The organism is Pseudomonas sp. MPC6 (genome assembly GCF_006094435.1).
Classification (GTDB): Bacteria; Pseudomonadota; Gammaproteobacteria; order Pseudomonadales; family Pseudomonadaceae; genus Aquipseudomonas.
In genome coordinates this window covers 107,673-129,694 of sequence record NZ_CP034782.1, presented here as the reverse complement: position 1 = coordinate 129,694, position 22,022 = coordinate 107,673, and the positions used below count along the sequence as shown (strand labels likewise).

The 22,022-nt window shown below is 53.1% G+C and carries 13 protein-coding genes and 5 pseudogenes; 5 read left to right on the top strand and 13 right to left on the bottom strand.

Annotated features, from left to right (window positions below; genetic code table 11):
• Positions 1-15: 15 nt before the first annotated feature.
• A complete protein-coding gene (locus ELQ88_RS00945) occupies positions 16-1,572 on the bottom strand; it encodes a DUF1302 family protein (protein ID WP_161599937.1) in 1,557 nt (518 codons plus the stop codon).
• A 696-nt stretch (positions 1,573-2,268) separates the two neighbouring features.
• Here ELQ88_RS00945 and ELQ88_RS00940 point away from each other — a divergent pair.
• The 3 genes and pseudogenes from ELQ88_RS00940 (at position 2,269) to ELQ88_RS00930 (ending at position 6,897) form a co-directional block, all read left to right on the top strand.
• Positions 2,269-3,228 (top strand): annotated as a pseudogene (locus ELQ88_RS00940) (IS1595 family transposase).
• A gap of 385 nt (positions 3,229-3,613) precedes the next feature.
• Positions 3,614-5,113 (top strand): amidase, encoded by a 1,500-nt coding sequence (locus ELQ88_RS00935; protein WP_138963003.1) that lies wholly within the window; start codon positions 3,614-3,616, stop codon positions 5,111-5,113.
• Between the two features lie 191 nt (positions 5,114-5,304).
• Positions 5,305-6,897: an aminotransferase class III-fold pyridoxal phosphate-dependent enzyme gene (locus ELQ88_RS00930; protein WP_138963001.1), complete on the top strand. Its 1,593-nt coding sequence runs from the start codon at positions 5,305-5,307 to the stop codon at positions 6,895-6,897.
• Between the two features lie 221 nt (positions 6,898-7,118).
• Here the strand turns inward: ELQ88_RS00930 and ELQ88_RS00925 are convergent.
• From ELQ88_RS00925 to ELQ88_RS00890, 8 genes and pseudogenes are all read right to left on the bottom strand, one after another.
• A pseudogene (locus ELQ88_RS00925) lies at positions 7,119-7,577 on the bottom strand (IS5 family transposase); the annotation flags it as partial.
• Positions 7,578-7,649: 72 nt separating this feature from the next.
• A complete protein-coding gene (gene ltrA, locus ELQ88_RS00920; RefSeq protein ID WP_138963345.1) occupies positions 7,650-9,155 on the bottom strand; it encodes a group II intron reverse transcriptase/maturase in 1,506 nt (501 codons plus the stop codon).
• Between the two features lie 604 nt (positions 9,156-9,759).
• Positions 9,760-10,281 (bottom strand): annotated as a pseudogene (locus ELQ88_RS00915) (IS5 family transposase); the annotation flags it as partial.
• A 212-nt stretch (positions 10,282-10,493) separates the two neighbouring features.
• Positions 10,494-10,979: pseudogene (locus ELQ88_RS00910) on the bottom strand (IS1595 family transposase); the annotation flags it as partial.
• A 99-nt stretch (positions 10,980-11,078) separates the two neighbouring features.
• A complete protein-coding gene (locus ELQ88_RS00905) occupies positions 11,079-12,398 on the bottom strand; it encodes an aminotransferase class III-fold pyridoxal phosphate-dependent enzyme (RefSeq protein WP_161599936.1) in 1,320 nt (439 codons plus the stop codon).
• Positions 12,399-12,442: 44 nt separating this feature from the next.
• Positions 12,443-13,279, bottom strand: a complete 837-nt coding sequence (locus tag ELQ88_RS00900; RefSeq protein ID WP_138962997.1) for an SDR family oxidoreductase — start codon at positions 13,277-13,279, stop codon at positions 12,443-12,445.
• 1 nt (position 13,280) lies between these two features.
• Complete coding sequence (locus ELQ88_RS00895) at positions 13,281-14,453, bottom strand: MFS transporter (protein ID WP_138962995.1); 1,173 nt, start codon at positions 14,451-14,453, stop codon at positions 13,281-13,283.
• An 11-nt stretch (positions 14,454-14,464) separates the two neighbouring features.
• Positions 14,465-15,517, bottom strand: a complete 1,053-nt coding sequence (locus ELQ88_RS00890) for a phosphotransferase (protein WP_161599935.1) — start codon at positions 15,515-15,517, stop codon at positions 14,465-14,467.
• 144 nt (positions 15,518-15,661) lie between these two features.
• Here ELQ88_RS00890 and ELQ88_RS00885 point away from each other — a divergent pair, with 144 nt between their 5' ends.
• On the top strand, positions 15,662-16,690 hold the full coding sequence (locus ELQ88_RS00885; protein ID WP_138962991.1) for an AraC family transcriptional regulator: 1,029 nt from the start codon (positions 15,662-15,664) through the stop codon (positions 16,688-16,690).
• 13 nt (positions 16,691-16,703) lie between these two features.
• On the opposite strand, the gene ELQ88_RS00880 is transcribed toward ELQ88_RS00885, so the two are convergent.
• The 3 genes and pseudogenes from ELQ88_RS00880 to ELQ88_RS00870 form a co-directional block, all read right to left on the bottom strand.
• Positions 16,704-17,123 (bottom strand): RidA family protein, encoded by a 420-nt coding sequence (locus ELQ88_RS00880; RefSeq protein ID WP_138962988.1) that lies wholly within the window; start codon positions 17,121-17,123, stop codon positions 16,704-16,706.
• 113 nt (positions 17,124-17,236) lie between these two features.
• On the bottom strand, positions 17,237-18,511 hold the full coding sequence (locus tag ELQ88_RS00875) for an aspartate aminotransferase family protein (RefSeq protein WP_138962986.1): 1,275 nt from the start codon (positions 18,509-18,511) through the stop codon (positions 17,237-17,239).
• A gap of 133 nt (positions 18,512-18,644) precedes the next feature.
• A pseudogene (locus tag ELQ88_RS00870) lies at positions 18,645-19,606 on the bottom strand (IS1595 family transposase).
• 115 nt (positions 19,607-19,721) lie between these two features.
• Here ELQ88_RS00870 and ELQ88_RS00865 point away from each other — a divergent pair.
• Entirely contained in the window at positions 19,722-20,747 is a 1,026-nt protein-coding gene (locus tag ELQ88_RS00865) for an AraC family transcriptional regulator (RefSeq protein WP_138962984.1), read from the top strand.
• A 104-nt stretch (positions 20,748-20,851) separates the two neighbouring features.
• On the opposite strand, the gene ELQ88_RS00860 is transcribed toward ELQ88_RS00865, so the two are convergent.
• Positions 20,852-21,985: a serine hydrolase gene (locus tag ELQ88_RS00860; protein WP_161599934.1), complete on the bottom strand. Its 1,134-nt coding sequence runs from the start codon at positions 21,983-21,985 to the stop codon at positions 20,852-20,854.
• Positions 21,986-22,022: the final 37 nt, after the last annotated feature.

Sequence of the window (22,022 nt, the reverse complement as noted above, 5' to 3'; positions counted from 1 at the left end):
GTCATGTTCCTCGACTCAGAACTTGTAGTTAACAGACAGGTTGTAAACATCCTGAGTGTCGTAGTGGGAGTTATCCATGTTTATCCAGGAGTAAACGGCACTGGCTTCCCACTCATTGCCAATATTGGCGGTCAGGCTCAACGAGCCCAGTAGGCGGTCTTCGGCAAAGTTGCCCCAGAAATGGGAGTTGCCCTTGATGTCTTTCTGCAGGAACAGACCCAGCGAGATGTCGGTACCCGGATAAGCGCCCTGCCAGGTGCCGATCCATTCCACCGCCGCACCGTAGGCCAAACTGTCAGGCGTCAGCGTTTCCTTGGTGATATTGGCATTGGCCTGCAGGTCACTCAGGTCACCGGCGATGTAATCAGCGCCGAACTGCGCTAACACCACCTGAGAGTCAATGCCCAGAGGCAGCGCTCCTCCTAGCCAAATGCCGTTTACCGAGGCGCTAACCGTGTCGTGCTTTTCGGCGTTTGTGAGGTCCGCATCGGTAAAAGCGTTGGGCGAGGCAAGACTCATAAACAGCGGTCGATCCGGTCGGTAAGCCACTTCGCCACTGACAGACCATTCCCCCACGGTGGTCGAGAGGCTCATGCCGTACATATCCAGATCTTCAGGCCAGTACTGTGCCAGTCCAGTCAACGACAGCCCCGGTGTATTCGCGGTCACGAAGGGAAGCGTCTCGTGATAGCGGCTGTAATAGAGGCCGAACTCTGCATCGCCAATGGTGGTCCGCCCGGAGATGCCCCACTGGCCGCTGTCACTCGCCTCCTGATCGGAGCCCCGCATCGGCACGCCGAACACTGGATCCACCTCGGTACCACCGCGGAAGAAGGCATCATCGCCGTAGAAAGTGCCACGGGGGGCGAATTCGGTACGACGCCATTTGGTCTGCACGTATGCCGAGACAGAAGAACTATCACCGACCGCCTGCTGAGCGTAGATCGACTCCACACCGATGTAAGCCTCTTTCAGCTCAGCGCCTGGAGTTACTAACTTGTTGAAGTTCAGCGGAACCTGGGTAGATACACCATCGATGAAGTACAAGCCCTCACCCCAGTTAATCACCTGTTTGCCGACTCGCACCTCCAGAGGGTTCTCACCTACTTCGAAGGAGCCGTATACATAGGTATCCAACACATCGAAGGCATTACCGGCATAGTCCTCCGCTGCGTTAGTCCAGTGGGTCTTATTGCCGAGAAAATCGATGGCGTCGTCATCCATGATCTCGGTGTCATACTGATAGACATAGTTGCCGACAAACCCGTAGTTACGCCAAGCCAGCCCCAACTCGGCGCCAACCTTGTAAACACTGGAAATGAGATCACCGGAGTCTGGCACCCGTGCATCGGACAGGAAGTTGGGCGCCGTGGCCCAGCTACCGCGGTCGGCATCTGTAGCACGCACCGAGGTGGCGTAAGACAAGGTGAAGTCCGTGCTGCCGCTCAGCTCAGAGCCTTCGCTGAAGTTCAGCTCGAAAGCGCCTGCCAGTCCGCTCGACGCCAAACCAATAGTGCCCGATAAAATCGCTCCCGCCAGGGGCAACCCCTTAAAGGGAAGATGCATTCGCATTAGATAGGCCTCGTTTCTTTTTGTTTGGTATCGACGGTCGATCGATAAAGGCATTTGAATCTGTATCGACCTTACGACTTGCCCGTAAAATCCAGAACCTTCCTGACAGGGGGGGGGGCACAGCATTTAAGGACTGGACACTCCGCTTACCGAGCCTTTCCAGCCGGCCATAGCGCAGCAGCCTACGGGACCTGCAGATGCACCCTGTCGCAAGGGCTGCGGGGTACGCTGCGGGCGCTTATCAAGCGCTATGTCCTAATTACGTTTTGCATGCGCAACCAGCCCACCATGATGCGCGCCATCAATGTAGCCACAGGTGTCAAATCTTTCGAGCTCACCCGCATCGCCGAACTAGGCGTTGCGCAGTTTTCCAACCATTTCTGTCTTAATGCATCCACTCAAGACATCGCATATCGGTAACCGTCCGGGCAACACACCTTCCTGATGCCGTCGCTTGAGGCGATGGTGTCCACCTAAATTAAGTGGACACCATGACGGATCCTTCATGCAGCTAAAACGCCGCTTCTACCTCAAAACGTTCAAGACCCAGTTCATCCAAGAGTGCCGCGAACCCGACGCCACGATTGCTTGCGTAGGGCTCAATCACGCTCTCAACGCCAACCCGCTGCACAAGTGGATACCTATGTGCCAGCATAGCTACATATTGAGCTCCGGGAGGCGTCAAGGAGTGCCGTTATGGATGCCCAATCCTTTCAGCACCTGCTAGCTCGGCTTGATCGCCTCACGATCAAACAGAAATCTATCGTTCAGAGTTTTCTCCAGATCAACGTGCGGTGAGATGGCCTTGAAGAGGTCATTCCGGATCGCCTGCCCGCACTGTGCCGCTGACGCCGTACAGTTGGCCTCGTGGGGCCGCGGTGGCGGCCAGCAGCGCTATCGCTGCCGAGTCTGTCGGCGCACGTACAACGCATTGACCGGAACACCCTTGGCGCGCTTACACCATAAGGATTGCTGGCTGGATTATGCCCAAGCCCTCATTCCTGGATTGACCGTGAGAGCGGCAGCCAGACACTGCAACGTCAGCAAGAGCACCTAATTTCGCTGGCGACATCGGTTTTTGCATGATGCAGCAGTGCATCTAGATGCGCGTGAAAGCGGCATTGTCGAGGCGGATGAAACGTTCTTTCTCGAGTCATTCAAAGGCCAGCGTGAGATGCCGCGCCCACTCCGTAAACGCGGGGACGTGGTTAAGACACGCGGAACTGGACCGAATCAGATAGCTGTTTTGGTGGTTCGCGACCATGCGGGACACACCGCTGATTTTCAGCTGGAGAAGCTCGACGCGGCCCACGTAAGTGCCGCGCTAAGGCCTTTGGTGGAAAAGCGTCGGTGCTCTGTACTGATGGCGCCGCAATCTATGCGGCATTTGCACGCCGCAACGGGATCACCCACAAGGTGGCGTATGCGAGGCCGGGGTTACGCGTCCAGGAAGCAGCTTTTCATATCCAGAACGTCAATGCCTATCACTGTCGACTGAAAGGCTGGATGGTGCGCTTTCATGGCGTAGCAACTAAGTACCTCGTTAACTATCTGGGCTGGCGTCGCATGCTTGAGCGGTACACAAAGCGCATTAAGCCAGAATTTTGTCTGCAGGAGGCGGTGGGCCGTCCCATGCAACAGCTAACTCAGACATAGCCTTAAAAATTATTTCCAGCTCCCTGAGCAAGATCTGCCGATCAAGCATTTGATTCCACTACACGAAGCAATAAGGGCCAGATCAATGATCAGTGGCGCACCTATACCTCAGAACGATGACCACTCCGTCATGCTGAACACAGACTGCACAGACTTGCCCCCCCCCCTATCAGAAAGGCTCTCATCACCGAGCAAACAGTCACACACTTCAGCTGCGAGCACCATTTCCGGTCGGTTTGGCACTGATGGACACCGCACCATAGGATCTAAGCATTGATACGTCTCTGTAGCGCGTAGCCACGGGGTCGTTAGGTCGCCAATCACCAGCCCCGCCACTGCGGGTCTAAGTTTGAAAACAGTGACCAATACCAATAAGGATAAGAACATGACCTTCACTCCGACCTTAAACTGGTCCGAATGGGACCGCCTCGACGCCACCGGCATGGCGGAACTGGTTCGCAAACGTGAAGTAACTGCCGAAGAACTGGCAAAGCAGTGCGCCGGCGCAGTCGAGCGGGTTAACCCCCAGATTAACGCCGTACTCGAGGTATTCGAAGATGTAGTTGAAGCTCCTCACCGAGACGGTATCAATCCAGAGGGACAATTCTACGGGGTCCCCAGCCTAATGAAGGACCTCGGCTCGGGTATGAAAGGCCGTCTGCAGGAGTGTGGCGCGCTCTTTATGCAGGGCATACGTCGCAACACCGATGACCCTCTGACCCTCAACCTCCGTAATGCCGGCTTCAACCTGCTGGGACGCACCGCGGTGCCCCCACTGGGTTACGCTGCTACCACTGAATCGCTGATCAATGGCATCACCCTCAACCCCTGGAACCTGGACTATACCTCTGGAGGCTCCTCGGGGGGATCCTCGGCGGCAGTAGCCGCTGGCATAGTGCCCATTGCTTCGGCCAGCGACGGCGGAGGCTCTACCCGCAGCCCTGCGATGATTTGCGGCCTGATCGGACTCAAACCAACCCGCGGTCGACTGCCCTTTCCGCCTTCATGCGGTAATGAACTCAGCACACATTTCGTCTACGAAGGAGTGATCACCCGCACCCTGCGCGATCAGGCAGGTGTCTACGACTACTTGTGCCGGCATCGGCCCGGCGACAGCTTTATGCCGATCCCAGACCCGGGCCACAGCTATCTGTTGGACGTGAATCAGGAGCCTCGCAAACTTCGCATCGCGTTCAGCACTGGCCGATGGGGTCAGGAGGAAGATCTCGCCCCCACAATCATCGCCAATACCCGCAAAATAGCCGAGCTATTGATCGGGCTTGGCCATGAGGTAGAGGAGGTCAACGGTGATGACATCTGCGACTGGAAGGCAATGTGGAAAGGTGTCGAAAGCACCTGGATCGGGAGCGCCCGTTACTGGGCAGCATTCGCCGAACAGTTCGGCAAACGATTGACGGACGACAGCCTGGAGCCGGTTTTCCGACAGCTGGTAAAGGCTGCCAGAAGCGAGTTTAGCGCCGAAGACACCCTGGCGCACTTCGCCAATAACGGCGGTTTCACCCGCGGTTTCGGCCGTCTTTTCGATCGATATGACCTGCTGCTGACCCCGGTAGATACAGGACTGACCGCCAAAGCCGGTGCAGGCTCCGGTTTCTCCCCTTTTGACCTCTGCGATACTCCCGAAGCCGCGATGAAATGGATGCGGGGGATGATCAGGGACTCGCGCTACCTTATCCCAGGCAACGAAACCGGCATCCCGTCCATGAGCATACCCACAGGATTAGCCCCCAACGGCTTGCCCATTGGGGTGCTGCTCAACGCTCCCTGGTGCAGAGAAGACCGAATTTTCCAACTAGCCGGCCAAATCGAACGGGCTCGGCCTGAGTGGTTTGACCAGCGTCCACCGCTGAACGTGGTCAAGTAATTTCTGAAGAAAGTCATCGGCCATTGGGCGAGCCGTAAGGTTCGCTCCCTTATTGATGCTTATTTTTACGTTGGTAACAAAGAAGTTTGCGCTCCCAACTGCCCGCATTGGCCGACTCAACATCTATCGGGCCAACATAACACCAAGCCTACTACCGACAACCTGCATGTAGGAATTCTAGGAGTTCACATATGGCTACAAATCGGCGAGATTTCATAAAAATAACCGGCGCCCTGTCGTTCATAAATATGACGGGAATAGCCAGTATTGGCGCCATAGCGGCCACGGTTCCAGCCAGAGTGGCAGCCGCTGCCGGGGGTAGCATCATGACCCCAACAGCGCTGAAATACTCACCCAATGCAACCATTGAGGACTCCTATCCCACCAACTTGCCCGGTGTGATACCGCGCGAAGAAGTTATGAAACTGGCAGAGCATGAAATGGCAACATGGTTTGCTAAGCAGCCTAAAAGTAAAGCAATGACTGTTCGCGCCAAAAAATCATCGCCATTTGGGGTGCTAGGCAACCACCAAAAAGACTGGAACAATATGCCCCAGAACATTTATTGCGAGCGTGCTTATGGCAATAAATATTGGGATATCGATGGCAATGAATACCTCGACTTCTGCTTGGGCGATACTCCCGACATGTTTGGCCATGGCGGTCTCAACCCCGCCATTAAAGCGGCAGCCGCCCTGATGCTGGAAAATGGTATTCACACCATGTCAGGCAATGAAGACGGTGTGATCTGCTGTGAATTAATGGCCAAAAAATTTGGTCTCAGCCACTGGATGGCCAACCTGTCAGCCTCGGATTCCAACCGCGCAGTACTGGCAATTGCCCGTCAAGTGACCGGTCGTAACATCATTGCCATCCCAAATTTTACCTACCACGGCAACCTTGATGAGACACAGAAAATCATGCCCGCGGAGGGTGTGATAACACGCGTGCACGAAATGAACGTGTATCAGTATGCTGACGTTGGAGATCGCACACGGATCTTCAGCTTTAACGATCTCGATTCTTTGGAAGCCGTGCTTAAAGACGGCCAAGTTGCCTGCGTGATGATGGAACCTATCATGAGTAACTTCGGCTGGGCATGGCCGAAAGATGACTGGAATAAAAAAGCCTATAGGCTTTGTCAAAAGTACGGCACCAAACTGGCCTATGACGAAACTCATACGCTTTCTGCCGGCCCCTCAGGTGCCTGTGGAGAGCTTGGCCTTCATGGCCACTATGATTTTTGGACCTGCGGCAAAGCGATTGCCAGTGGCATCCCAACAGGTGTATTCGGCATGACCGAAGAGATCGCCCAAGAGGTATATCGTCAGACCGAAGCTGCGGGTCTATTCGGTGAAGCATCCTTTGGTAGGCTAGGCACCTTGCTCTCCGGAAATACTATGTCTGCCAAAGCACTGCGTGTGACCCTGGAAGAAGTGCTGACCGACGAAGTTTATGGTTCGGTTGGTAAGCATGTGCAAGATATTGTCGATGAAATGAACGCATCCATCGAAAAATACAACGCTCCGTTTCTGATTGAAACCATGGGCAACCGCATCAGCTATACCTTCATTCCGGAAAGATGCCACGACCCTATTTCGGCGTCAGTCGGCATCGGTTTTGGCGGGTTGTTTGAATTCAGCCACGCCTACGCCTGGAACCGCGGCATCATGATTATGCCGTACTTCAATATGCTGATCGTAACCCCCCAGCATAGCAAGGAAGATACTGCCAAATGGCTGCCGGTCTGGGATGACATAGTGCGCATCCTGATGGGTAAGTAATAGCGTTTTGGGGTAGCCGGACACCTTAGCCTCTGTCAGAGGTGTCTGGTAACGACACTAGCGATCAACACCTAAGGATCCTCTGAAGTAGCCGTGCATTTCTGGCCGACTTCAGCCCCCGCTGATTTTGAAAGCGGCAAATCGATCAAAAACGATCAGATCACCCGCTCATTTCGGTGTTTCTAGCCGCCGCGAGCACCTCGCGGCGGCTATTGCCCATATTACGGGCGCACCTCTCCTGCATTTGTCAGTAAATGCCTGCGCGCCATCCACAGATTTGACAGCGCGAATAGCGTCACCAGTTGTGCCGTGTTCTTGGCCAGGCCACGGAAGCGCGTCTTCACATAACCGAACTGGCGCTTGATCACCCGGAACGGATGTTCGACCTTGGCGCGCACCTGAGCCTTGGCCTTCTCGATCTTGCGCTTGGCTTTGTACAGCACGCTGCGCTTATCGAGCTTCTTGTAGGTGCTGCGACGTGCTGCAACCTGCCAGATCACTTGACGGCCTTCATGCTCGGGACGCTTCTCGACACCGGTATAGCCGGCATCGGCCCCGACCATGTTTTCATCGCCGTGCAGCAGCTTATCGACCTGGGTGACATCCGCCACATTGGCTGCCGTGCCCACCACGCTGTGCACCAAGCCCGACTCGTCATCCACGCCGATGTGGGCCTTCAGTCGGGTAAAGCAGGAGTGTTACCACTCCTGCCTCCCCTAAGAACCGTACGTGAGAGTCTCCCCTCATACGGCTCAAGCCTTCCAGCAGCCTGAATAAGACCGGGCTACCTGACGATGCGCTCTTCGGCGCTCAAGGTAAAACGTCCATGCCGGATCGAACGGGTTCGCTGCACTGCATATTTTGATATGCCGCACGATCGAAACACTGGCCGCGGCATAAAGCCAAGCGGGTTGACTCATGCCGCGCGCTTTCTCCTGGGTGGCGAAAACCCAGTGCCGTCGACCCACGACACGAAAGTAGCGTTGTTTTACCCAATGGGCACTTTTCATGGCGTGCCGACGAACAGCCCAGCGCCATAACACTTGCCAAATCTGATGGTCGATCCATGCGAAACGCTTGGCGGCGACAACATGGCGATGATACATGGCCCATCCTCGGATCACCGGGTTCAGGGTCAAGATCAAGTTCGCTTGAGTCGCCGTCTTGTTTGCGTTCACGATTTCCCGGACCTTATCCAGCAATGCCTTCACACTCTTACGAGCCGGAGTGATGAGTAGCTTGCCGGCGTACTTGCGTACGTTCTGGCCCAGAAAATCGAAGCCTTGTGAGATATGCGTTATCTGAGTCTTTTCATCAGAGAGTTCCAACCCTCGCTCTTTCAGGAACGCCTCAATTGCAGGACGAACCTGATGTTGCAAAACAGCTTTCGTGGCCCCCGTGATGATGAAATCATCGGCATATCGCACGACGTGTATCTTGAATGGCTTACGCTTGCGCGCTGTCGAAGCCACGCTTGCATTGACGACATCTTCCAGGCCATCCATCGTCCAATTCGCAAGTACCGGAGAAATGATTCCCCCTTGCGGGGTTCCTGCCTCCGTTGCGAACAAGGCTCCCTGATCGACATACCCCGCTCGAAGCCATTTGCGCAGAACCACCTTGTCCATGGGTACGTTGTCGAGCAGCCAATCGTGACTGATATTGTCGAAACAGCCTCGAATGTCACCTTCAAGTACCCAATGCGCCGAACCACGTTTCGCCAGTGCATTGAAGCAATGTGCGATTGCATCGGCAGTGGATCGCTGCGGCCGAAACCCATACGAATTTGGATCTGCACGCGTTTCCGCAACCGGCTCAAGTGCCAGTTTCCATAGCGCCTGCATTGCACGATCCCGCATCGTTGGGATTCCCAGCGGGCGCTTCTTGCCATTGCTTTTGGGTATGTAAAGGCGTCTCAGCGGTTGTGGTCGATAACCACGATGCCTCAACGCCTGCGCTCCCTTCGATTTGGCGTCCGGGGTCGACCATATTTTGCCGTCGACACCCGGTGTTCTCTTGCCTCTGTTTTCCGTCACTCGCTTCACGGCCAACATTTTGCCGCTGTACGAGCGAGTCAGCAGTCGCTGCAAGGCTTGCACCTTGCCCCACCTGCCTTCTCGTGTTGCCTTGGCGATACGGATCTGGAGTCGTTTCACTTGCGATTCGGCCTGGCCCCTGTATTGGGGCCAGGCCGATATGAAGTTCGAAGGTGCACCAGTGCTCGCCGCTGCCTGCGCATTGGGTGTGAACACTGCCATCTGCTTTCCTCCGTGCAACGATTGATCAGGTTGTTTCGCCATGGAAGACCGTGTGGAAGTCTGCTCGCTTTCGCGCCAGATGATCTTTCAATCTGTATTCACCCCATTACAGGGTGACCTTCGCTTTTTCCACATTCCTTTACCCGCAGCACCAACAGCTTGCTTTACAGCTCACCTGCCGAAACCGGCAGCGCTACGGGCTTACCCTGTTCCACATGGATTTCCGAGCGGGTCGGGCTCCTCGATTTCGCCGGCGGCACTACATCCACGAGGGGCTATCGGTAAGAGCCCCTACCTGGCCGCACACCTTTTGGTACAAGCCTGTCAGCATCTTTGGCTTGGTTACTATGACGACGTTTATATGAGGTTCACGTGTGTTAGCCGTACCCGTTCATCCCTAGCCCCTCTCCGCCTTGATGCTGGCAGATTCAGTCTGGCCTCGCGGTTCGACCTACCGAAGTATCGGCGGTTACATTGTCCCCAGAGCTTCAGACCCAGCTGTTACCGGCCACGCCTGTCTGGGTAGGGAACGAGTGGTGGAACAATCGGTTCCGTCGGGCGTTAACCTGCGGAACAGAAACCCACGCGACTTTCAGGTCGCACTGCCGAAGTAGTACTGCTGGCCTTTCTTGGTCTGGTGCATTTCCGGGTCGCGTTTACCTTCTTTGTTCTTGGTCGAGCTGGGCGCATTGATCAGCGTGGCATCGACGATGGTGCCCTGGCGTAGTGACAGACCTCGGTCGCCCAGGTAGCCATTGATCACAGCGAGGATGCCAGCAGCCAGTTCGTGTTTCTCCAACAGCCGACGGAAGTTGAGGATGGTGGTTTCGTCAGGGATACGCTCAAGGCTCAACCCCGAGAACTGGCGCAGAATGGTCGTCTCGTACAGCGCCTCTTCCATCGCCGGATCGCTGTAACCGAACCAATTTTGCATCAGATGTACCCGCAACATCGCCATCAGCGGGTAGGACGGACGACCGCCTTCACCCTTGGGGTAATGCGGCTCGATCAGGGCAATCAAACCCTTCCACGGCACCACCCGATCCATCTCGATCAGGAACAACTCTCTGCGGGTCTGCTTGCGCTTGCCAGCGTACTCGGCGTCGGCGAAGGTCATCTGCTTCATCGGAAAACTCGGCGGGTGGTGTCCGGCTATTTTGCCAAAATCGGGAAGTCTTTTTCAGAGTTTCCCTAACTGCTCAAAATCCCCGTTACCTGTTTGGCGACATTAATCACCGCCTCCACTTTCTCCGGAGCAAGATCACAGTACGCCCGGTCGATATACAAGCCGCCTTTAAACTGTGTGATGGATGCATCGAGCCGGAAAAAATCGCCGCCCTTGTTCTCCGAGCCGCGACCGCGCTTTCCCGGCCGCTCACCACCCAGATAGGCATCATCGACTTCAATGCGGCCACTGAGCACCGTGTTTCGTTCACGCTCGAACATCACCTGCATGATCTTGTGCTTGAACTGCCAGGCCGTGTTGTAGCTCACGCCCAGTTCACGCGAGAGCTGCAAGGCCGACAAGCTGTTCTTACGTTGAGTCAGCAGGTAGATCGCCAAGAACCAGGTGGTCAGAGGGAGCTTGGTACTGTCAAAAATTGTCCGCGCGGTCAGCGAGGCCTGATGATGGCAGCGGTTGCACTGATACAGCCGCCGCGCCAATTGGCAGCAGGCGCCCTGATGGCCACAATCGGGGCAGATGAAACCGGCTGGCCAACGTAGCTTGAAGAGCGCTTCGCGACACTGCTCCTCGGTTGCGTAGCACTTAAGGAAGTTAGTGAGCGAAAGACCGGGCTGGAATTGAACCTGATTACGGGCCATGGGACACCCATTACTGGTTATTCATACAGCTAACCGTAGCAGGAGATTCCAATGAAGTAACTGAGCTTGGTACGTAATCAGTAATATTCGGGGGCTGTATCAGTCCAGCTGATGCAACACGTTCTTGATACGGGATTCAGTCTGTGTCTTGAAGTAATCCGAACCTTCCAGATCAAAGCTCTCGGCTTCATTAACACTCTTACGCACCAGATCCATCAGCTCACGGGCCTCATCCATAGTCAGGGTTAATGGCGGCATAAACTGGGAACTGATGCGGTCATTGTTGGAGAACAGGCAGAACACGCCATTATTATTGAGGCGCTCAACGGCGGAGATGCAGGTCGCCACATCCTTGTATTCGATGGCCTGAAACAACCCAAGCTGGCGCAGTCCTGCTATTTTATCGGTCTCTTGCCTTAACTTATCGAACTCTTCGCGAAAGAATGCCGCTAGCTTACGGGTATACGCCAGGCATTCAGGGTCAGTCGCCTTAGTCAGTGCAACACTGGAAGCTGCACAGGAGATCTCATTACCACCAAAAGAGGAGAAGTGGATCAGCGGGTTTTCGGCAAACACCTGCTCCATCTCATCGCGATAGATGGTAGCTGCGCTGGGCATCACTCCACCGGAGAAGCCTTTACCAATGGCGAAGATATCGGGCATGATGCCGTAGTGATGGAAACACCAGGTTTTACCGCTGCGCCCCATCCCCGTCTGAATCTCGTCGAGAATCATCAGGATGCCGTTTTCTTTGGTTACCTTACGAATGTGCTGCATCACCTTGCGAGGAATAATTGTCATCCCCAGAGTCGCAGGAATGCTTTCCAGAGTCACCGCAGCGGTATCATCATCAAAATATTTTTCAATCTCGCCCAGATCTTGCCATGGCACTTTTACAAAGTCCGGTGGGTTGGTATTCCAGGCTTTGGTATATTTCTTATCGCCAGCGCCCATCGCTAGCCCGGTATGACCATGGTAGCCTCCATCCAGACACAAGATCTTGTTCTTGCGTGTATAGCCACGGGCCATCTTGAACGCAAAATCCATCGCTTCGCCACCGCCACTGGCCCACATCACGCGGCCCATTTTTTCACCGTCAGGCGTTTCACCGGCAGATTTTACCAACTGCTCAGCCAGTAATGCGCGAACAGGCGACGGCAGATGATGGTTTCCCAGATCCAGATGATCCAGAGCATTTTTCACCGCGTTGATCACTTCAGGATTACGGTGCCCTAGGTTATAAGTTCCGCCACAGGTATGGCAGTCGAAATAGCGTTTACCATTCATATCCCAGATAAAAGCGCCTTCGCGTCTACCTTCAACCACCTCCCAGTTGAACTGTTTGTACACCGGAAGCTTGTGTTTGTGCAGATACTGCGTGTACAGCTCTAATGTTTTTTCTCTGTTAATTGAATGCACTACGCACCTCATTAATTTCTATTCTTAACACTTCAGGCAGGGGTTTAGAGTCCGACTGACTGACCTGCAGCAATCGGCATCGCAATGCCTGTGACAAAGCTCGATTTTTCACTTGCGAGATAAACCACTGCATCGGCAATTTCAGCTGGCTCTGCGCCACGTTTAAGTACGTTCTGATCAGCTAAACCCTGTTTTGCTTCTTCAAAAATGATACCTTCTGCATCAGCTATCAACTGATATTCAATATCGCCCATCTCAGTCACAACCATGCCCGGGCAAATGGCGTTCACGCGAATATTCTGTTCACCCAGCTCCAACGCCATGGATTTAGTCAGGCCGACAATCGCATGCTTGGTCGCCACATATGCTGATACATATGCGGCACCGCCTAAGCCATAAATTGAAGCGTTATTGATTATGGAACCACCACCACGCTGCAGCATTCTCGGAATTACCGCTTGGGAAACATGAATCGTCCCCATGACGTTAATGTTCCAGGCATTGTTGAACTGTTCAGGAGAGGTATCCATAAACAATTCACCAAAGCCAATACCAGCGTTGTTAAACAGGATATCGATACCCCCCAACTGTTCACAGCTGTAGTCAACAACACGATTTACTTGCTCCCGGTCGGTGACATCCATGGGTAACGCAAAGCAGCGCACCCCCAGGGCTTCAACGTTCCTGGCCAGCGAACGAAATTGTTCAAAACTCTGGTCACTTTCAAACTCGGCGGGATCACCTTTAAAGCTTCCCGAGCGGGTGGTCATAACGATATCCGCTCCTTCCTCAGCCAGTTTTAGTGCAGCGGCATAACCCATACCACGTTCGGAGCGAGCCCCGGTCACCAGAGCGACCTTTCCAGTCAAACACTTATTCATCTCAAATTAATCCTACGGGTTGCAATTCAGTGCTCGGCACCAGCTTCACGACGCAGAGCGTAATCAGTAAGCAGATAATGGTCACAACAACGGCCACCATATAGACCGGGGTAAAACCAGTACCATCCAACATCAGGCCAGCTACACCCGGGCCGACAGCACCGCCTGCAGCAAGAAAGAAGGGGATCAGGGTAGTAAACACTTCATGCCGATCAAGGGCAGTGATCAGCCCCATCTGGTAGGCAACGACAAATTGCAACGCTGCAGAGATCAGACAGGCACATAGGGCATAAACTACGACCCCGTTACCATTAATTAGCAATCCAACTGCAGCAACAATAACCACAAAGCAAGCCGACAGAGGTTTTAACTGACCGAACCGATCACCCAGTAAAACCGCTAGAAAGGCGCCACCTAAGCCGGCAACCAGCGCCAGCGTCAGCACATTGCCAACGGAGTCAGCAACGCCCGCGGAAGTGCCTATCCGTTCCATAAACCCCCACAAAGCACTCATCACAGCAAACTGCATAAACAGGGCTGCAGAAGCCAGCCAGGCAGGCAATGCTCCCCTGGTAAACAACAACCTGGTCAAAGCCTGATTCTCGACCGGCTCAAAATCGCCCGCCTGAGGTAACCAGATCAATGCGAAACCAGAAACGGCGTAGACCAGTGCAAGGCCGGTTATAAAACCAGTAAACCCGAACGCACTGAGAACGTAGCTGCTCATTACAAACATGACGGTACCGGCCAGGATCATCTCGGCACACAGTTTGATGCCGTAGGCCCTATCAATGTCCCGGGCGTGAGACAGCACCCGGAGCGAAATAGTAAAGATGACACAGCTGCCTGCACCAAACAGGGCAACCACTGCGTTGATAAGTTCAGGAACCTGCACTCTATACAAAGCAAGAACGCTGAGGCAGATAACGATCACTCCAGCAACTCCTGCAATTTTCCAGGGTATCCGGGTAATCCAGTAAACAGCGGTCAATGCCACCAGGGAAAAACCGCCCAGATAAGCGCTACCCAGCAGCCCGAGTTGCTCATCATCAAAGCCAAACTGGCCGGCGATTGCACTGAGGAACAGAGGAAAAATATTGAACACTAGTGCCCCTGTCGCTGACAGTGCAGAGGCGGCAATCAACGCCGCGACGGATAAAGCTGGAGACGTCATAGTCATAACTCCTATTTACCATTGGTCAGGTAGTCTCCAGCTAGAGCGCAAACCCCCTCAATAAGAACCGGAGCTATCTCTTGGGCAGTTTCTGTTTCATAACGACTGTGAACCCAGGCTAGATAGGTCAGGCCCCGTGCCAGCAGGCAGGTCGGCAGCAACTCCAGATGGCTGTCAGGCAGTTCACGCACGGAACGGTACCCTTCGACCAGGCCTTGGTAGGCGGCGTCATAACCGGGCTCGCCCAGCAAGAAAAACAGGAAAGTGGCAATATCCATCATGTGCCAGCCAAAACCACAATCATCAAAGTCGATGATGCGTATGATATCGCCATCAATCAGCAGGTTTTCCGGCAGGAAGTCGGCATGCGTCAAGCCAAAGCGATCAGACGATTGACCAAAGACATTCAAGGTATCCATTACCGCATCAGCAGCTTTGTCCAGCAGCGCCACCTGATCATCGCCCAGACCGGACAAAAGGCGGAAGTTACCCAGATAACCCTTCGTTCCAACCAAACCCTCAGCATCCATCACTGGACGAAAAAAACTTTCAGGCAACTGCCATTGCCCTGCATGACAATGGATTCGTGCTGCCATCTGGCCAGCCAAATAGTAATTAGTGTGGAGCTCTTGCGTCGATTGTTCTTCGCTGCCTTCAATTGTGCCCAGTACCTCACCGTCTACCCAGCCCAGTAGGTCACACTGACGCGGTTCAGGCACTTCGTTCACCTCGGCAATTACCAGAAGCTTGCCGTTTGTTGTATGGATAACCTCAGGCGTCTGGATGCCGTCGGCTTTTAAGGCCTCCATCCAGGCCAGCTCAGAGTTAAGTGCAACCGTGCTGTGATACCCGGGACGATGAATGCGCAATGCCCGCTTGGCACCCGTAGCATCGGTCACGGCAAATACGGCATTTTCCCGGTACTTCATAAGGCTCAGCTCAGGCTGCTCAATGCTCCACTGCTCCAACGCTTTCAGGCCAAGCTTCTTTAACCGTTCAACCTGTTGATCGGGATCAAGCTGATAGAAATCCGCCATCACCACCTCTCTATTTTTTATTTTCATTGATGACCTTTTCATTGTGACTCACGTCAAAACAAACCATCATGTCCATTGAACACATATGACCGTCATTTGACGACAGATCAATATATCTGCCTAATAATCCATTACAGTTATTCAGCCATTTCATCTCATGAGGCTTTTTCTATGAATCCAACTCCATCAATTGGCATCCCAATGATTCGAGCTGCTGCAGCAGTTGATGTGGCGGCGCTGATTCGTAGGCAAGGGCTGGATCCGGAGACAGTATTCGAGAAAGCAGATATCGATCTGAAAATAATCCAGGATCCCTATCAAAAGATCAGGTTAGATCGCTTTACCTACCTATTGGAACTGGCGGCTGACATAACCCTTAGCCCGCACTTCGGACTGACTATGGGGATCAATCAGGATCCGGCTAAATGGGGGGCCTTTGGTTATCTGGTGCTGAACTCACCCACCATCGGAGCGGCTTTGCGTAACCTGGCAACGTTTCTTAAGCCCTGGCAATCGGGCACACACATCGCCTGCATTCGTGACAGCAGAATCTTTGGCATTGAGTATTCAATCCTGCATCCCGGGGTCGTGCACAAAAGCCAGGATGCCGAGGTATCCCTTGCTTATGTAAAAAATATTGTCGACAGACTCTGTGAGAAACGTGTATCACCGGTTGCGGTGCACTTTGAGCATTCCCCCATCTCAGAGTTATCCGTCTATAAGAAACTCTATGGTGTAACGCCCTATTTTGATCAACCGGTTAACTGCATCACCTTCCCACTGCCACTGGAGGATAAGCCGGTTTTATCCGCGGACCTGCAGCTTTTCCCGGTTCTCCGACAGCATTTGGTGGATATGGCCAACGCCCAACCTGACAGTAATGATCTTGTTGGCTCTGTGACCTATCAGATCCGTCAGTTCCTGCCCCTTCGCCAAAGCAACCTGAAAAATGTGGCCGCCGCATTAGCGATCGAATCCAGAACACTACAACGACACTTAAAAGCACAGAAATTTGTGTTTACTCAAATGGTAGAGGAGATGCGCCAAGAACAGGCAACAGAGCATCTGGGTAACTCAACTATGGAGCTCAAAGAGATCAGCCACTTACTTGGCTATAGCGATACCAGTGCTTTTATCAAGGCATTCAGGAAATGGACAGGGGAAAGTCCCGGACAGTACAGGGAAAATAGGAAAGGATAGAAAGTAAGCCACCTTATATGAAGGAGACTTTAGCCTGATCTACAACGCGCGCAGTTACCTTGATCTCAACCACGGCCTCAGGCATCGCCAGGCTTGCAACGCCAACAGCGGTCCAGGCCGGATGGGGTTCAGCGATGAATTTTGCCTTCTCACCGATCATCAACTCAAACTGCTTATGCATATCGCCGATATGGAAACTGTCGATAGCGATGATATTGCTGAAATCCAGAGCTTCGCTCTGCAGAATATAGCCGATTGCCTGAAAGGCATTATTGATCTGGTTGGCCGGGTCTTCAGGTAGCGAACCATCGGGATTAAAGCCTAGCTGACCGGAGATAATCAGCAGGTCACCGCTGCGCACAGCCGGGGAAAACTGATAGTCGTTGTAATAAGTTTCCATCCCTTTGGGAATGACGGGTATAAAGGTGCTCATAACATATTACCTCGGAGTAAATAAAAGGACTTGGATGAGCATCTGATTGGCTAGATGATCTACCAACAAGTGAGGCGTATTCTGGCGCCCCACTCTCAACGGGTACTGATTAATTAGTCAAACCAACCTTGATGACCTCCGCCCTGGGCATGCTTGGTACAATCTTCAAACTTGTTAGCGAATTCAGCCACATGTTCGTCATTCAGGATCATCGGTGGGTAAAGCTTAAAGATCGGCGCGTGCTGCGAGCTGGCAACCACAGCGACATCGCGCTGCCACATACCACCGAAGGCTTCTAATACAGTGAAGTTTTGCTCGTTCAGTTCAATAGAGAACAGCATACCGGTGCGATTCAAGTTGGTGATATGGTCCGGGTACTGCTTCTGAATATCCAGAATCGCTTGTTCCAGCTTATCACCGACCTTCATAGCACTTGGCAATAGACGCTCTGTTTCCTCGATAGCCACCTTGGTAGTGCGACAGCCAACATTGGACCATGCATAAGAGGACATCGAGCGATAAGGGTTAACACCCCAGAAGTCCAGCACATCTTCCGCACAGATAACCGCAGCCATTGGGAATACACCACCGGAGAAACCTTTACCTACGCAGATCATATCCGGGTCGATATCCCACAGATTACAACCCCATACTTCACCCAGGCGACCCATACCTGTTACCACTTCATCAATGATCAGCTTGGCGCCGTTCTCGTCACACAGGCGGCGCACTTCAGACCAGAAATTTGCATCTTTTGACGGTAGCCCGCTGAAATCGGTCTGCACCACTTCAACAATAACCGCGGCGGTACGATTGGAGATGAGTTTAGCCAGCGAGCTAGCATCGTCATAATCGAACTGACGGAAGCCAGGCACCAGCGGCTCGCACCAAGAGCGACAATCATCGGCAGTCATCATCGACAACGAGATGCCAGTGTGACCGTGGTATGCGTTAGAGCAGTACAGCGTTTCCACCCGGCCAGTCGCACCACGCGCCAGCTTGATCGCCTCATCCACCGCTTCAGAACCGGTCACACAGGGCAATGTTATTTTCAGGCGCTCAGGCGTGGTTTCGGCTAATTTCTTAACCAACTCACCCTTAGCCTCTGAGAACCAGAACAGTGAGCCAAAATCCTCTTCTTTCATGGCTTTTTCAAATTCAGCCATGACTACAGGATTGCGGTGTCCGAGATTGTTAACCCCACCCACGCCCCAGAAATCCAGCACCTTACGGCCTGCGGTATCCCATACATGGGCGCCTTCGCCACCGTCTTCGATAAAGTAAAAACCCATGTCCTGTGTGGCTTTAACACGATCAATACCGAAGTACTGAGCGTATTTATCCATAAATTCTTTCTGAGTTGGGCCTTTACGATGAGGACTAGACATAGTTCACCTCCTGTATCTCTATTGGTTTGTAATTATTTTGAGTTGCCATCGTCACCCGGATCACTACACCCTGAATAGATGATTTGCGACAATTGATGGTAGAATCGCGTCACGATTAACGACTAATAAATAGCTATATCCCAATAGCGCGTTGCATGGTGCGCCCTAGCGCCTCCTGGATGCAGTGATCCGGCCGAATACTCTGCTGGTAACGCTCCAGCATACGGCGCCAGCCCAGATAGTTCGGGAGGTAGCGGGTGGCCACGCCATGAAAGCGAGCCATCCAGCTCTTCAGGCGACTGTGGTAGGCATTGACGTTCTGGATATGGAAAGCGCCCTGGCGTACGCGCTGGCCGGGACGGGCATGCACTACGTGATGTGTAGTGCCCTGCGTCCGGGCAAAACTGGCATATACCGCCGCCCCATCACAGCAGAGCACGGACTCCTGATCGATCAGCGGTAGAAGCGCTTCTCGTACATGCTTGCCATCGAGCTTGGCCAGCTTGAAGTCCGCGGTATGCCCCTCCCGGTCGCGCACCACCATCACCGGGATTTGGTCTTTACCCGTGCCTCGGGTCACGCCGACTCCACCGCGTTTGCGCGGTGCCCGTGGCAGCTGTCGTTGACCTTTGCAGGACTCTAGAAAGAACGTCTCATCTACTTCAACAATTCCTGCTTCATGCTTGGCGTGATGCTGGGCCGCTGAAGTCAGGAAGCGGTGCCGCCAGAGGAAAGCCGTGTTTTGGCTGATGCTGCACGTCTTGGCCGCCTTGCGGTACGCTTAGGCCGTCAATCAGTGCCTGGCCTAGTCTTTCCAGCGCTCGGGGTAATGCAGGCGGGCCAGGCTTGTTGCTGACAACGCGGAGCAAGTCCGGCGGCAAGCACGGCAACGATAGCGACGTAAGCCGCGTGACCATCCTCAGGGAGCAAGACGCTCAGCCTTGGCTTGGCAATGCGGACAACTCTGCAAGGCAGGCAAGCCATCCAGTACCGCTGTCGCGGGTGGGTTCTGCAGGGATGATGCAGCGTGGATTTCTGCTGGGTGCTGAGCTGGCTCAGTTGAGCCAGCCAGTAGTGAAGGGCTTGAGTACCCATGATGGGCAGACGTCCCGGGCGGATGCCTGTCTTTAGATTAGCTCTTACAACAGGCTATTAGGACATAGCCTAAAAATGACTTACCATTAGTTTTCTAACCGAAAGGAACGGCTTGATGCAGAATAAAACGCCTTCCGATATAGCAACTGTCAGCGCGTCGGTGGCAGTTGATCTGGCAGCAATTTTAAGACGCGAGGGTTTCGATCCTAAGCCGCTGTTTGATCAAGCCGACATCGACCTCAAGGCCATAGATGACCCTTATCAGACGGTCAGACTGGATAACTTCACCCACCTGTTAGAACTCGCTGCCTTATTAACCAAACGCCCGATGCTTGGCCTTGAACTGGGCGCACAGCAAAATCCGGCAAAATGGGGTGCATTTGGTTATGTGGTACTCAACTCCCCGACTGTAGGTGCTGCGTTGTACAATATGGCCACTTTTCTGAAATCGTCACAGGGAGGAACTCGGATGGCCTATATCAACCGCGGTGACAGGATTGGGATCGAGTATGCAATCTTGCATCCCAAGGTAGTGCATAAAAATCAGGATGCTGAGTTTGCGATGGCTTATGTTAAGCACGTTGTCGATCAGCTCTGTGAGCATAGCGTGACACCTTCTGGGGTGTATTTTCAACATGATCCACTAGGCGATATATCAACCTATCAAAAGCTCCTGGGCATCACCCCCTACTTCGACCAGCCAGTCAACACCATCACTTACTCTGCGACTCTGGAAGACAAGCCGGTGCCTTCAGCAGATTTAAAGCTGTTCCCAATCATCAAAAAGCATTTGATTGATTTGATTAATTCGGCTCCCGATGATTTTGATCTGATAGCATCGGTTTCCTACCATATTCGCCAAACGCTGCCTGGAGGCCAAAGCCGACTCGAAAACGTGGCTAATATCATGGCCATTGGACCGCGAACACTGCAAAGGCAGTTAAAAGAACAAGGAATCAACTTTGCGCAAATATTGGATAACACCCGTCGTGAATTGGCCATCCAGAATATCGAAGCACTAACGATGGAGATTAAAGAGATTAGTTTTTTACTGGGCTTCAGCGATACTAGTGCTTTTATCAAAGCGTTTAAAAAGTGGACGGGGGAAACTCCCGCCAAATACCGTAATAAAAAGGCGTAAAGGCGAATCGTGATGCAGTATCGAAAAATGCCCCGCTGATCCTGCGGGGCAAAAAGAAGTAAATTAATCAAATCGTGCGCATCTGGCCGCCCTTTCTCATTCAGTCACAGGCTCGGAACGGAACGGAAATACTTAACAATATCAATCGCGCCCTGATAAAGCTTTAAAAAGTGGTCAAATGGAGCCGGCAGTTCGCTCGCCAGCTGTCCATTCATTGCGATAACGATGTCGCTTTCAGGATCAGCCCATATCAGCTGCCCAGCCCAGCCACTGTGACCAATACCAAACTCATTATGGATCGCCGACTTGTAGTAGCGAGAATCGACATAAGTAAGATCGGCCGGAACCAGTTCACCATGCATGCTTGCCGCTTCCCGGTCGCTGAGTACCTGTTCCTTGTCGGCGATCAGCAGTCGACCATAGCGGGCAAAATCGACAGTAGACATTAGCATGCCTGCCCCTATCACCGGAGCACCTTCAAAATCGGTACCTATATGAACCGGATTTTCACCACCGATCTCATGCAATAGGACCCGCACCTGAGCCATCAAAGGCACCTGCATCGCATTTTCCAACATCAAACCCAGAACACTGGTATTAATCGTTGCGTAATTGGCGATTTTGCCCTGCCACTGATTTGAGCCTGCTTCACCCGAAGCTTCAATCTGTTCAATAAACTGCCGTAACGTTTCCTTCTCATCGTTACGCGCCAGTCCGATTACCCGCTCATCACGGTCATACATTACCATCGCTTCCGGATCACCGGTATAGGCAGCCAGTTCAGCGACATTGTGATGCACGGCCATCGCTGCCACATCGGCGACACTACGCCCCCAGAATCCTGAACCGATCTCAGGAATATATTGCTCTACCTTATCGTCCAGAGATATTTTGCCAGCCTTAAGCGCACGATTAAGCAACAGGTAGCCGATCGCTTTGGTCGAGGACTGAATAGAAAAAGTCGTATTGTGGCCGTTGCCATTATTATAGTGCTCAAGCAACACCTCCCCACTAGCCTTCATCACTACCAGGCCGGCCACCGCCGGATGACTCAACAGCCTTGCTACGCTGGGAATTTCATGCAGATCGTAGTTTATGGCCTGATAGTTAAGCCGATACACTGTTTGAGCGTTAATCGTCATCAGGTTCGGGATTATACTTTGTAGATTGATCATCCCTTCGGCACGGGCAGATTGCCAGTTATCAATAGTGAGGGGGTGGCTTCCGGTTACAGGCATGATGCTCTCCTTCATTTATGCTAATTATTTTTTGAGC